This window comes from Bradyrhizobium sp. 604_D8_N2_3, from assembly GCF_051810765.1.
Classification (GTDB): Bacteria; Pseudomonadota; Alphaproteobacteria; order Rhizobiales; family Xanthobacteraceae; genus Bradyrhizobium; species Bradyrhizobium barranii.
Genome location: NZ_JBPWPM010000001.1, coordinates 970081 through 983300, shown reverse-complemented (window position 1 = coordinate 983300; position 13220 = coordinate 970081). Strand labels below are relative to the sequence as shown.

Below are 13220 nucleotides of genomic sequence, written 5' to 3'. Positions count from 1 at the left end.
CCGGCGCCGCGCCGGCCTAAGAGCAGGACAAGCCGTTGCCGGGCTCGCGGCATAGCTTCGCGCGAACCTCGACGACATCGATGTTGTAATTCCCGGCTCTCCGCTTGCGCGAGGCGGAGGCCGAGTCGGCACTGTCCATTGAAAGCAGATTGAGCTGCTTCTTGGTCGCCGCGCTGCACATCAGAGCGGCGTTGCCGCCGAGGTATCTCGACTGGGCGCCAAGCTCCTGCCGGGTGAGCTCCGCGAATGGCCCCAGACGCAATTGCGTTTCGACCGCTGCGATTTCAGCGTCGCTCGCCTGCGTCCGGGCAACACCCTTCATCCTGCGTTCGAAGCCGTTTGCGATCGCCGCCCCATGTGCCGCACCAAGATCCGCAACCTCTTGCGCTGCGTCCGTAAACTCACCGCGCTGGGAACCGGCCAACAGATAGGACTTGCAAGCCAACGGGTTGCTCGCGAGCTTCAGGAGGGTCGCCAGTTCCGCCCGGTCCAGGGCATTGATGTGCTCGTCGTCGGCATAGACTTCCATCTCGCTCGCCAGGATCATGTTGAGTGCACCATTGGCGGCGGACCATCCGCCCTCGTTGAAGGCCTCTTCGGTCTCCCGAAGGAAGACCGCCCTGAGCGCGGGATCGCTGCGGGCAATCGACGCGGCCAAAGGGAAGCGCGCGATGTTCTGATCGAAATCGCGCGCAAACGCGCTCGGCCCGGAGAGGCTCGCATATGCCAGGTTTCCGGCCAGCAGGGCGACGACGACGAGCAGCAGGATTGATCTTCTGGTCATGTGAGAGTTTTGGTGTGGGTTACCGCGAGAGATCATCTCACGCCGGGTCACCGCCATCCATTGCAACTACAGGCTGCCCTTAATGAATCCTTTCGCAGCCGTGGCGAGTTGCGCGGATGCCCTGCTATCTTGCCAGATGCCGCATGAAGATCCGCACCACATATCCCTGGACCCGCGGCGCTTCGTCATAGATATCCGACGCGAGCCGCTCGATGGTCTCACGCAGGGATAGGAACTGCGCCTGGCGCGCGCTGCTCTCGGTGCCCTGCATGCCCGCGAGCTCGTCCATCGCGGCATCGCTGATCTGGCAATGCACGACCTCATCCTCACGCATCATCGTGAAGCGAAAGGCCAACCGTTCGAGGTCGTGGCCGATGATCCTGTCGCGCGACAGCGGCATTCAATTGTCCCGTTCGCGCCCCCGAACGGGACAATGCTGAAAATCTGGCGCTTTGTCACCATCCGCGCCAGGAGGCATCGCTGTCATGCGATGTTCATCAACAGCGAGCTTCCGTCGGTCGGCCCGGCTCCAGCGTCAGTAGGCGAGCGCCGTGCCGGTCGGCTTGTCGAGTGCCGCGGCCAGCGATCGATACTCCTCACAATCCGTCCCGCAGATCGCAGCGATCCGGCTGAGATGATAGAGCGCCTGCTCGCGGTTACCCCGCTCGAGCTGCCACAACCCGTAATACTGCCACGTCAATACGTGGTTCGGATCTGCCTTCAACGCGCGCTCGTACCAGACCTGCGACTGCTCGTAGTCGCCGAGCTTGCGGTAGGAATAGCCGATGAGGTTGGCGACGTTCGGATGGTCGTCATGGCCGAGCGATTTTAATTCCGCGATCGCGGTCGCATAGTCGTTGCGCTCGTAGATGGTGTCATAAGCCACGCGGTAGCCGGCCGCGAAAGCGGGATCGCCGATACTGGACTGGTTGTTCGGCTTCCTGCCTTTGTGTGTCGCCTTGGTGCCCCAGCGTTTCGGGTAGACTGGCTGCGGCTGCGGCCTCGGATCCGCATAGGCTCCGGCATAGGGATCGGTGGAGCTGATGCCGCCCCCGCCGCCACCACCGCCGCCGCCGGCGGCAAAGGCCGGCGAGCTCAACAGTACTGCCGCAAATGTACCGAGCGTGACGAGCCTGATCATCGCTATGATCATGTCTGCCTCCTGTCCTGTTCAAGCGGCCCCGGACGACGTGATAACCCTGCGTCGGCCGCGATATTCCGGGACACTGTGCTCACAGAGACGTCAGCGTTCGTACGACAGTCACGTTGTCCTTTACTGGAACGCGACCTCGGCGAAGCTTCGCAGCTTTCGCGAATGCAGCCGTTCCGATTCCTGCTGCTTGAGCCGCTCCAGCGCCTTCAGGCCGATCTCGAGATGCTGGCCGACGCGGCGGCGGTAGAATTCGCTGGCCATGCCCGCGAGCTTGATCTCGCCATGCAGCGGCTTGTCGGAGACGCACAGCAGCGTGCCGTAGGGAACGCGGAAGCGGTAGCCGTTGGCGGCGATCGCGGCCGATTCCATGTCGAGCGCGACCGCGCGCGACTGCGACATGCGGCGGATCACCTCGGGCCCCGAGATCTCCCAGTTGCGGTTGTCGACACTCGCGACGGTGCCCGTGCGCATCAGGCGCTTCAGCTCGAAACCTTCGAGGCCGGTGACGTCCTCGACCGCCTGTTCGAGCGCGACCTGCATCTCGGCCAGTGCCGGGATCGGCACCCAGAGCGGCAGCTCGCGGTCGAGCACGTGGTCCTCGCGTACATAGCCGTGGGCAAGCACGTAGTCGCCGAGCCGCTGCGTGTTGCGCAGGCCTGCGCAATGGCCGAGCATCAGCCAGGCATGTGGGCGCAGCACTGCGACGTGATCCGTGACGTTGCGCGCGTTCGACGGGCCGGTGCCGATGTTGATCAGGGTGATGCCGCGATAGCCAGGCGCGACCAGATGGAAAGCCGGCATCTGCGGCGCGCGGGCAGGCGCCACCCCGCTGGTTGCGCCGCCGCTGCCCGTGATCACATTGCCGGGCGCGACGAAGGCTTCGAGGCCGGCTTCGCCGGACTGCAGCCGCTGCTGGCAGAGCTGCGCGAAGGCATCGACATAGAACTGGTAGTTGGTGAAGATCACGAAATTCTGGAAATGCTCCGGATCGGTGCCGGTGTAGTGATAGAGCCGCCGCAACGAATAATCGACACGGGCGGCGCGAAACAATGACAACGGCTCGGGCGCGCCTGGCTGGAGTTCGAAGGTGCCGTCGGCGATCGAATCGTCCATGGTGGCGAGGTCGGGCACGTCGAACGCATCGCGCAGCGATCGCGTCACAAGGGAATTCTCGCTGGTGGTGATGGCGGCTTCGATGTTGATGTCGCGGCGATAGGCGAAGTGGATCGGGATCGACTCGGCGGATTCGCCGATCTCGACGGGAACGCCGTGGTTCTGGATCAACAATCCGATCTGCTCGGTGAGATAGGCGCGGAACAGATCCGGCCGCGTGACGCTGGTCTCGTGCACGCCGGGGCCGGCGACGAAGCCGTAGGCCAGACGCGAGTCCAGCCGCGCATACGTCGCGGTGGTGACGCGGACGAAGGGATAATAGGCCCGCACCCGCGTCGTGATCGCCTCGCCGTTGACATAGGCCTCGAACCGGTCGCGCAGGAATTTCGTGTTGCGCTCGTAGATTTCCTCGAGGCGGGCGACGGCGAGGACGGCGTCGGTGAAGGATTTGGTGGCGATGGAGGGTGGGGACTGCATTGTTCGACCGCCGGGTTGCTGGGCTTGAGTCGAACTATAGCAAAGAAGAAGGTGCTGTAGGGTGGGCAAAGCGGAGCGTGCCCACCATCTTGATCATCGCACGAAGAGCGGTGGGCACGGCGCGTTGCGCCTTTGCCCACCCTACGAGATCGCGTATGTCGCCCGAGATCCCGGATGCGCGCTAAGCGCGCTCCGGGACGACGCGCTTTCGCGCGTCACTTCTCGCGGAAGGCCCGCATCAGCTGGTCGTGCAGCGGCTTCATCAGATAGGACAGCATGGTGCGGTCGCCGGTCTGGACGAAGGCTTCCGCCGGCATGCCGGGGATCAGCTTGGAGTCGCCGAGCTTGGCGACCTCTTCCGGGGACATCGACACGCGGATGGTGTAGTAGCTCTGGCCGGTGCGCTGGTCGGTGGTGACGTCGGGCGAAACGCGGCTGACGACGCCGTTGAGCTCGGGCGTGGTGCGCTGGTTGAACGCGGACAGGCGCAGCAGCGTCTTCTGGCCGATCTGGAGCTTGTCGATATCGACAGGATTGACCTTGGCCTCGACCTGGAGATCGTCCGCCTGCGGCACGATCAGCATGAGCGCATCGCCGGCGGTGACGACGCCGCCGACGGTATGCACCGTCGATTGCAGCACCATGCCGTCCTGCGGCGCACGGATATCGACGCGGCGGAGCTGGTCTTCGGCGGCGACCTTGCGCTCGATCATTTCACCGATCTTGTCGTTGGTCTCGCGCAGATCCTTGGAGACCTCGCTCACCATGTCCTTGTCGACCTGGATGATCTGGAGCTCGGTCTCGGTGATCTTGCCCTTGGCCTGCGCGCGCGAGGCGATGTATTGCGCGCGCTCGCCGTTGAGGCGGGCGCTGTCGCGTTCCAGCGTGGTCAGGCGCGAGATCTGCACCAGGTGCTTCTCGTAGAGATCGCGGACACCGACCAGCTCCTGCTGCACCAGGACGATCTCCCTGTCCTTGGCCTTTTCCTGCGCGGAGAGTCCTTCGATCTCCTCGTTGAGCTGCTGGACACGCTCGCGGAGCTGCGCCTTCTGCCCGGCGCGGCCATTGACGCGGACGTCGAACAACTTGGTTTCGGCGGAGAGCAGGTTCTTGACGTCGGGATCGTTGCCGCGATCGAGGAGCGATTGCGGAAACTCGATCTTGTCGACACCGCGCTGCTCGGCCTGGAGCCGCGCCGTGCGCGCCAGCGCGGCGTCGAGATTCTTGGTGACGATGGCGAGGTTCGCCTTGGTGACCGTGTCGTCGAGCCGCACCACGATATCGCCGGCCTTGACCACGTCGCCGTCGCGGGCACGCAGCTCGCCGACCACGCCGCCGGTCGGATGCTGTACCTTCTTGACGTTGGATTCGACCACGACCTGGCCCGGCGCGATCAGGGCTCCCGAGATCAGCACCGTCGACGCCCAGCCGCCGAGACCGATGACGAGGGCCAGCACGATGGCCAGCCCGAGCATCAGATGAAACCTGATGGAATCCCGCACGGTCCTCTTCGCGGCGGGCTTCCTGCCGCCGATAGCCATCGTGCTCATGACTTGGGCACTCCGCCTTCGCTGACGATCTTGATCGGTGCCGGCGGCGTCACGCGCGGCTGGAGCACCTGGGCAAGCACCTGCTCCTTCGGCCCGAACGCCTGCATACGGCCGTCGCGCAGCACCAGGATCTGGTCGACCGCCTCGACGCCGATCGGGCGATGCGCCACCACGATGACGATGGCGCCGCGCTCGCGCGCGCTGCGGATCGCGCGGGTCAGCGCCTCGTCGCCTTCGGTGTCGAGATTGGAATTTGGCTCGTCGAGCACGATCAGGAACGGGCTGCCGTAGAGCGCGCGCGCCAGCGCCACGCGCTGCGCCTGGCCCGCGGAGAGCGCGGTGCCCTGCTCGCCGACCTGCGTGTTGTAGCCCTCGCGCATCTTGATGATCATCTCGTGCACGCCGGCTTCCTTCGCCGCGGAAATGATGCCGTCAGAGGTGGCCTCGGGATCGAAACGGCTGATGTTCTGCGCGATGGTGCCGCCGAACAATTCGACGTCCTGCGGCAGATAGCCGATGTGGCGGCCGAGCATGTCGGAGGCCCACTGGTCGAGCGCCGCGCCGTCGAGCCGCACCTTGCCACGGACCGGATGCCAGACGCCGACAAGCGCGCGGATCAGCGACGATTTACCGGAGCCGCTCGGCCCGATCACGCCGAGGCCATTGCCGGCGGTGAGCGCGAAGCTGACGTCCTGCACGATGAGGCGCTGATCGCCCGGCGGCACCATGGCGATGCCTTCGACCGACAGACGACTGGTGGGCGCCTGCAACTGGGTCGGCATCGTCTGCGGCGGCATCTGCTCCAGCAGGCGCGTGAGGCGCTGCCAGCTCTGACGTGCCGCGACAAAGGATTTCCAGTGCGCGATGGCGAGATCGACCGGCGCGAGCGCGCGGGCGGAGAGGATCGAGCCGGCAATGATGATGCCTGCGGTCGCTTCCTGGTGGATGACGAGATAGGCGCCGACTGCGAGCACGGCCGATTGCAGCATCATGCGCAGCACTTTTGCGACCGCACCGAGGCCGCCGGCGACGTCGCTCGCACGCTGATTGCCGTCGAGGTATTTTTCGTTGGCTTCGCTCCAGCGCTGGTTCATCCGGCCGGTCATGCCCATCGAGACCATGACTTCGGCGTTGCGCCGGCTGGAGGCGGCGAGATCGTTGCGCTGGGCGGCGAGGCCCATCGCGTCCTTCGCCGGCTGGCGGGACATGAATTCGGTGACCAGCGTCAGCCCGACCAGGATGATGGCGCCGACCAGAGCGGTGAGGCCGATCATGACGTGGAAGGCGAAGCAGATGGCGAGATAGAGCGGCAGCCAGGGCAGGTCGAAGAACGCGCTCGGGCCCATGCCGCCGAGGAACGAGCGGACATTGTCGAGGTCGCGCAGCGGCTGCAGGCCCTCGTTGCGGCTGCCGACCAGGAGCGGCAGGCGCACGACGGTGTCGAACACGCGCTTGTTGAGGGCTTCATCAAGCGCCGTGCCGATCCGCCCCAGGATCCGGTTTCGGATCATGTCGAGCATGCCCTGCGCCATATAGAGGAAGCTGGCGATGATGATCAGGCCGACGAGAGTCGGAACGCTGCGGCTCGGCAGAACCCGGTCGTAGACCTCCAGCATGAAGATCGACCCAGTCAGATAGAGCAGGTTGATCATGCAGCTCATCAAGCCGACGCCGACGAACGCCGTGCGACAAGCACGCAAGGCGTCACCGAGCTCTGAACGGCGGACGCCGGGTACGGCTGCCATCAGTCTGATCTCTTTCGGGTAAGGGGCAACGCCCCTGATTTCCTAGGTCGTTCAGGGGTACGCGACCTGGATTAACATCGTATTCCCCCGCGACGAACGCGGTCGAATTAATCCAGGTCCCTGATAGGCCACCTCTACCCCTGACGGCCTCGCACGCAAGTCCGGTATTTCACAGTCTTTGCGGCTTTTTATAGCAGACATCGCGGCCTCTCCCCAGCGGGGGAGAGGCGAAAGTTCTGGCTCACCGAGCCAATGTGACGCTAGAGCCGGCCGCCGCCGCGCACCAGCCGCACCACCAGGAGCAGGATGATGGCGCCGATGGCGGAATAGATGATCTCGGACACGAGGCCGGTGCCGAGATGGATGCCGAGCTTCGGGAACAGGAAGCTTGCGACAAACGCGCCGGCGATGCCGATCACGATGTCGCCAATGATGCCGAACCCGCTGCCGCGCACCACCTTGCCGGCGAGCCAGCCGGCGACGAGGCCGACGAACAGGATGACGATGAGGCCTTGGCCAGAAATGTACATAAGTTGAAGTCCCTCTCCATGAACGGGGGCATGGAACCGGAACCGGGATGAATGGGGTCTGAATGGTCGGTTCGGATAAAAATGTCGAAAACAACCCCATGCACAGTAGGCGTGCAGTTGGCCGGTGGTGCGAGGTGAACTGTGACAAGTCGGTGTTGTCGTAGAGGGATTCTGAAGAAGTGCGCGGGGCTCTTCACCTCTCCCCGCCTGCGGGGAGAGGTCGGATCGCCCTTGCGATCCGGGTGAGGGGGTACAGGTCCCTCGACAATCTCATCCGCGGAAAGAGGCCCCTCACCCCAGCCCTCTCCCCGCAAGAGCGGGGCGAGGGAGCCCACCGGTTACGTCGCTCCCACCGGCTCCGCCAACACGCACCTCGCCGCCCGGCCCGGTCCGACCTCCACATTCGCAGGCAATTGCTCCAGACACCGCGACTGGGCGACCGCGCAACGGGGGGCGAAGGAGCAGTTGTTCGGCTTTTCGGCCAGCGAGGGCGGGGTGCCGGGGATGGTCTCCAGCCGGGCGCCGCGCTTGGCGCCGTGGATGGTGGAGGCGAGCAGGCCCTTGGCGTAGGGGTGCACCGGCGTGCGGACGATGTCGCGGAGCGTGCCCTGCTCAACGATCTGGCCGGCATACATCACCGCGACGCGGTCGCAGATCTCGATCGCAACACCAATGTCATGGGTGACGAAGATGACGGACATGCCGAATTCGCGCTGAAGCTCACGCAGCAACAGCAGGATCTGGATCTGCACGGTGGCATCGAGCGCGGTGGTCGGCTCATCCGCGAGCAAGATCTTCGGGCGGCAGGCGAGCGCCAGGGCAATCATCGCGCGCTGGCGCATGCCGCCGGACATTTCGTGCGGATAGGCATCCAGCCGTCGCCTGGCCGAGGGAATGCGCACGACCTCGAGCATTTCGAGTGCTCGCGCCCTGCCCTCCGCATAGCTCTTGCCTTCGTGACGCACGACGCTTTCGGCGATCTGCGCGCCGATGGTGTAGACCGGATCGAGCGCGAGCGCGGGCTCCTGAAAGATCATCGACACGGTCTGGCCGCGGAACGACGACAGCTCCTCGTCGTTCATGGCGAGCACGTCGCGGCCCATCACGTTGACCTTGCCCGAAATCTGCGTGCGCTTCTTCGGCAGCAGCCGCATCAGCGCACGCAGGGTCACGCTCTTGCCGGAACCGGACTCGCCGAGCAGGCCCAGCACCTCGCCGTCACCGAGCGAGAGGCTGAGATCGTTCACGGCATAGACCGTGCGCTCCCCGGTGAAGCGGATGTTGAGGCCTGAGATCTCGACGAGCTTTGTCATGACGGCAGTTTCGGCAACCTATCGTGATAGTCGGTGACGCGCTGGAAGGCGGCGCCGATGGTGAGCAGGGTCGCTTCATCGAAGGAGCGGCCGATCAGCTGCATGCCAACCGGCAGGCCGCTTTTGGTGAAGCCGGAGGGAATGGTGAGCGACGGCAGGCCGAGAAAATTCACCGGGCGGGTGAACAGCGTCAGCCGCTGCACCATGGCCGGCGCGTTCGGGCCGCCGCCGACATCGCTCTCCTCGATCGTCGGTGCCGGCACCGGCGATGCCGGCGCGATGATCGCGTCAACTCCAGCCGTGGCTGCATTGTGCGCGGCGAGTGCGGGGCCGCGCCAACGCATGGCTTCGAGATAGGTGATTGCGGGAACGGCAAGACCGTTCTGAAGCCGCATCAGGACCTGCGGGCCATAGTCCTGCGGACGCTCGATCATCCAGCGCTTGTGGAAGGCGGCGGCTTCCGCCGCGAGCACGAGCTGGCTTGCCGCAGACAATTGCCGCTGGTCGGGCAGCTCGACCGTGACGATATCGGCGCCCTCGCGCTTGAGCACCGCGATGGTCTCGTCCAGCACGCGCGCGACCTCGCCGTCGAGATCGTCGACATAGAAGGACGCTGGCACGCCGATCTTGAGGCCCTTCAGCGAGCCCTTGGTCGCACCGACATAGTCGGACAGCGGCTCTTGGCTGCAGGTCGAATCCGCGGGATCGGGACCGGCCATCAGCGCCAGCAGCAGCGCACAATCTTCCGCTGTGCGGGCGAGCGGGCCGACGGTGTCGAGCGATTGCGACAGCGGCATCGCGCCGGCGCGGCTGACGCGGCCGACGGTGGTCTTCAGCCCGGTGACGCCGCAGAAATGCGCGGGCATGCGGATCGAACCACCGGTGTCGGAGCCGAGCGCCGCGAACGTCAGGCGCGCCGCGACCGACGAGCCGGAGCCGGAGGACGAGCCGCCGGTGATGTGCGCGACGTTCCAGGGATTGCGCACCGGGCCGTAATGGGCGTTGTGGCCGGTCGGGCCATAGGCGAATTCGGCCAGATGCAGCGTACCGAGGCGGACCTGGCCGGCATCCTTCAGCCGCTGCAAGGCAGTGGACGTGACGGTCGGCACGAAATCGCGGCGGATCAGCGAGCCGCAGGTCGAGACGTGGCCCGCGTCGTAATACATGTCCTTGTGCGCGAGCGGCACGCCGTGCAGCGGACCGCGGACATTGCCCTTGGCGAGCTCGGCATCCGCGGCCTCGGCAGCCTTCAACGCGGGCTCGGCTTCAACCGACATGAAGGCGTTGAGATGCGGCTGCCACTGCGCGATGCGGTGCAGTAGCGCGCGCGTTACCTCATGCGAGGACGCCTGCTTCATCGCAATCGCACGCGCGACCTCGGTGAGCGTCATCAATGCAGGCTCACGGCTCATTTCGACACCTTCTGCGTCTGCGCGATTGGATAGAGCGCGGGCTCGAGATCGAACGGCAGCGTGCCGGCGATGGCCGCAAAGCCTTCGAAGGCCGGCCCGATGGAATTGGAGATGCGCGTCGCGATCTCGTCATCAACAGGGACGCCGGCGATCTGCGCGATCGGCTTGATCTCTTTGGGTGTCGGTCTTGTCATGCTGTTTCCTCTGCGGGCGCGCGGCTATGGCCTGAACCCGGAATCGCCATGTAGCACGCGGCCTCGTGGCCCATTCTATCGAGCGCGGTGAGCTTTGGTGCTGCATTTGCGCAGAGCGGCTCCGCAAACGCGCAGCGGGTGTGGAAGCGGCAACCCGGGGGCGGATCGATCGGATTGGGCGGATCGCCGGTGATCGGCGGTTTTTCGGTGCGACGATCCGGATCCGACGACGGCATCGCAGCAAGGAGTGCGCGCGTGTAGGGATGCGCAGGGTTATCCCAGACCTGGTCGACCGGGCCGAGCTCGACGACCTCGCCGAGATACATCACCAGCACGCGGTCCGAGATGTAGCGCACCACGTTGAGGTCGTGGCTGATGAAGAGATAGGTCAGCCCGAACTCGCGCTTGAGGTCGGCGAGCAAATTGAGCACTTGTGCCTCGACGGACTTGTCGAGCGCCGAGACGGCTTCGTCCAAAATCACCAGTCGCGGCGACAGCGCCAGCGCACGCGCGATGTTGACGCGCTGGCGCTGGCCGCCGGAGATCTCGTGCGGATAGCGGTTGGCGAAGTTTTCCGGCCGCAGGCCCACCTTGCCGAGCAGCTCGCGCGCCAGCGCCCGCGCCGTGCCATCGGCCATGCCGTGCACTTTCGGGCCGAACGCGATCGATTCCTCGATCGTCAGGCGCGGATTGAGCGAGGCATAGGAATCCTGGAACACCATCTGCATGCCGCGGCGCAGCTCGCGCAACGACAGCGCCTGGCCGACGGTCATGCCGTCATAGATGATGTCCCCGGTATCGCGCGGCATCAGATGCATCAGCAGCCGCGCAGTGGTCGACTTGCCGCAGCCGGATTCGCCGACGATGCCGACAGTCTCACCCTTCGCGACCGAGAAGGAGACGTTGTCCACCGCGCGCACGGTGCGCTTCGCGGCGAACAATCCGCCACGAACCGGAAAATGCTTGGTCAGGCCGTTGACCTGGAGCAGCGGCTGCGCGACGCCGCCAACGTCCTCGACCGGCTCCAGCATTTCAACGGATGTGTTGCTCTCGCTCATGGCCTAGTTCCTGATGTCCATGGCGCTGCGCAGGCCGTCCGAGAGCAGGTTGAAGCAGATCGAGACCGCGAAGATCATCGCGCCCGGCAGCGCGGCAACCCAGGGATTGACGTAGATCGCGGTGCGGAGCGTGTTCAGCATCAGGCCCCATTCCGGCTCCGGCGGTTTTGTGCCGAGGCCGAGGAAGGAGAGACCTGCGGCCAAAATCATCGAGACCGAGATCAGACTGGTGGCATAGACGAAGATCGCGCCCAAGACGTTGCCGAGGATATGCACGCGCATGATGGTGAAGGGTCCTGCGCCGGAGGCGCGCGCCGCTTCGACGAAGTCCATGTTGCGCACGCCGGTGGTGACGCTTTCGGCAACGCGGGTGATCTGCGGCACGAACACGACGGTCAGCGACACGATGGAGTTGAGGATGCCGGCCCCGAGCGCGCCGGAGATCGCGATGGCGAGCAGCACGGAGGGAAAGGCGAAGAACACGTCGATCGTGCGCATGATCGCGGTGTTGAGCTTTCCGCCGACATAGCCGGCGACGAGGCCGAGCGACGTGCCGATGCAGAAGGCGAGGATCACGGGCAGGATGCCGATGACCAGCGACAACCGCCCGCCGTAGATCAGCCGCGCCAGCATGTCGCGGCCGAGCTCGTCGGTGCCGAGGGGGTAGCCTGCTGTGCCGATGTGGCGGAGGCGGCGGATCATCGAGCCCTTGTAGGGATCTTCAAGTCCGAGCCACGGCGCGAGCACCGCGGAGAGGAAGATCAGCAGCAGCACCAGCGCGCAGGCCATGCTGACCTTGTCGCGGGCGATGCGGCGGCCGACGGTCGCCCAATAGCCGCGCGCCTTGGTGGCAGGCGCGGCCTGCAGCGCGGCATCGGCGGTGGCCGAAAACGGAAGCTCGCTCATCGGCTAGCCCCGCTTGATGCGCGGATCGATCGCGGCTTGCGCGATGTCGACCAGCAGATTGAGGAAGACGAAGAACAGCGCCAGGATCAGGATCGTGCCCTGCAGCAGCGGCAGGTCGCGCTGGAAGATCGCCGAGTTGAGCAGGAAGCCCGAGCCCGGCCAGGAGAACACGGTCTCGATCAGGATCGAGCCGCCAAGCATGTAGCCGAGCTGAAGCCCCATCACCGCGAGCGCGGTGGGCGCGGCATTCTTGATGACGTGGCGGAACACGCCGGTTTCGTGCAGGCCTTTTGCGCGCAGCGCCTCGACGAAATCCTGCGAGAGGATGTCGCCGGTGAGCGCCCGCACGGTGCGGGTGACGATGCCCATCGGGATCACCGAGGTCGTGATCGCCGGCAGCACCAGGTATTTCAGATGCGCCCAGTCCCAGGCCCAGGAGTTGGAGCCGTTCGGCCCGGCGCCGACCGCGGGCAGCCAGTTCAGCTGCACCGAGAAGATGATGACGAGCACCATGCCGAGCCAGTAATGCGGCACCGAGACGCCGGCGATGGCGAAGGAGGTCGCGACCTTGTCGATCCAGGTCTCGCGGAAATAGCCGGCGATCAGGCCGAGCAGGATGCCCATCGTGAAGCCGATGATGGCTGCCGCAATCGCGAGCGTGACGGTGTTGCTGACCGCGCGCATGACCTCGGCGAGCACCGGGCGCCCCGTGGCGATGGAATTGCCGAGATCGCCATGAAGGGCACGCAAGAGCCACAAGCCGAACTGCACCGGCAGCGGGCGGTCGAAGCCGTAGGCGGCGCGCAGCTGCGCCGCGAGCTCCTGCGAGGCGTCGGCCGGCAGCACCGCCACCAGCGGATCGCCCGGCGTGATGTGCACGAGCAGAAAGCACACCAGCGCCACGCTGATGACGATCGGAATGACATAGACGATGCGGCGAGCGATATAGGCGAGCACTGATTGACCTAACGTGATGTCGCACGAT

At 65.4% G+C, this 13220-nt stretch carries 13 protein-coding genes; all 13 read right to left on the bottom strand.

Annotation, left to right across the window (positions count from 1 at the left end; all coding sequences use genetic code 11):
- Positions 1 to 16: 16 nt before the first annotated feature.
- Positions 17 to 841, bottom strand: a complete 825-nt coding sequence (locus AB7245_RS04605; RefSeq protein WP_135216240.1) for a hypothetical protein — start codon at positions 839 to 841, stop codon at positions 17 to 19.
- Positions 842 to 908: 67 nt separating this feature from the next.
- Positions 909 to 1184, bottom strand: coding sequence for a DUF1488 family protein (locus tag AB7245_RS04600; protein WP_063980827.1), 276 nt, complete (start codon positions 1182 to 1184; stop codon positions 909 to 911).
- 135 nt (positions 1185 to 1319) lie between these two features.
- Positions 1320 to 1937: a tetratricopeptide repeat protein gene (locus AB7245_RS04595; RefSeq protein WP_085403452.1), complete on the bottom strand. Its 618-nt coding sequence runs from the start codon at positions 1935 to 1937 to the stop codon at positions 1320 to 1322.
- Positions 1938 to 2057: 120 nt separating this feature from the next.
- A complete protein-coding gene (locus tag AB7245_RS04590) occupies positions 2058 to 3527 on the bottom strand; it encodes an AMP nucleosidase (RefSeq protein ID WP_167768239.1) in 1470 nt (489 codons plus the stop codon).
- A gap of 215 nt (positions 3528 to 3742) precedes the next feature.
- Positions 3743 to 5077 (bottom strand): HlyD family type I secretion periplasmic adaptor subunit, encoded by a 1335-nt coding sequence (locus AB7245_RS04585; protein WP_085403450.1) that lies wholly within the window; start codon positions 5075 to 5077, stop codon positions 3743 to 3745.
- Entirely contained in the window at positions 5074 to 6822 is a 1749-nt protein-coding gene (locus AB7245_RS04580; RefSeq protein WP_085403449.1) for a type I secretion system permease/ATPase, read from the bottom strand. Before AB7245_RS04580 ends, AB7245_RS04585 begins: the two co-directional genes overlap by 4 nt.
- A 260-nt stretch (positions 6823 to 7082) precedes the next feature.
- Positions 7083 to 7352: a GlsB/YeaQ/YmgE family stress response membrane protein gene (locus AB7245_RS04575; protein ID WP_063980822.1), complete on the bottom strand. Its 270-nt coding sequence runs from the start codon at positions 7350 to 7352 to the stop codon at positions 7083 to 7085.
- A gap of 338 nt (positions 7353 to 7690) precedes the next feature.
- Complete coding sequence (locus AB7245_RS04570; protein WP_085403448.1) at positions 7691 to 8665, bottom strand: ABC transporter ATP-binding protein; 975 nt, start codon at positions 8663 to 8665, stop codon at positions 7691 to 7693.
- On the bottom strand, positions 8662 to 10077 hold the full coding sequence (locus AB7245_RS04565) for an Asp-tRNA(Asn)/Glu-tRNA(Gln) amidotransferase GatCAB subunit A (RefSeq protein WP_085403447.1): 1416 nt from the start codon (positions 10075 to 10077) through the stop codon (positions 8662 to 8664). Before AB7245_RS04565 ends, AB7245_RS04570 begins: the two co-directional genes overlap by 4 nt.
- Positions 10074 to 10271, bottom strand: a complete 198-nt coding sequence (locus tag AB7245_RS04560) for a hypothetical protein (protein ID WP_018321359.1) — start codon at positions 10269 to 10271, stop codon at positions 10074 to 10076. Before AB7245_RS04560 ends, AB7245_RS04565 begins: the two co-directional genes overlap by 4 nt.
- Entirely contained in the window at positions 10268 to 11329 is a 1062-nt protein-coding gene (locus AB7245_RS04555) for an ABC transporter ATP-binding protein (RefSeq protein ID WP_085403446.1), read from the bottom strand. The genes AB7245_RS04560 and AB7245_RS04555 overlap by 4 nt, the downstream gene beginning before the upstream one ends.
- A 3-nt stretch (positions 11330 to 11332) precedes the next feature.
- On the bottom strand, positions 11333 to 12235 hold the full coding sequence (locus AB7245_RS04550; RefSeq protein WP_439033905.1) for an ABC transporter permease: 903 nt from the start codon (positions 12233 to 12235) through the stop codon (positions 11333 to 11335).
- 3 nt (positions 12236 to 12238) lie between these two features.
- On the bottom strand, positions 12239 to 13192 hold the full coding sequence (locus AB7245_RS04545; RefSeq protein WP_014498430.1) for an ABC transporter permease: 954 nt from the start codon (positions 13190 to 13192) through the stop codon (positions 12239 to 12241).
- Between the last annotated feature and the right edge of the window lie 28 nt (positions 13193 to 13220).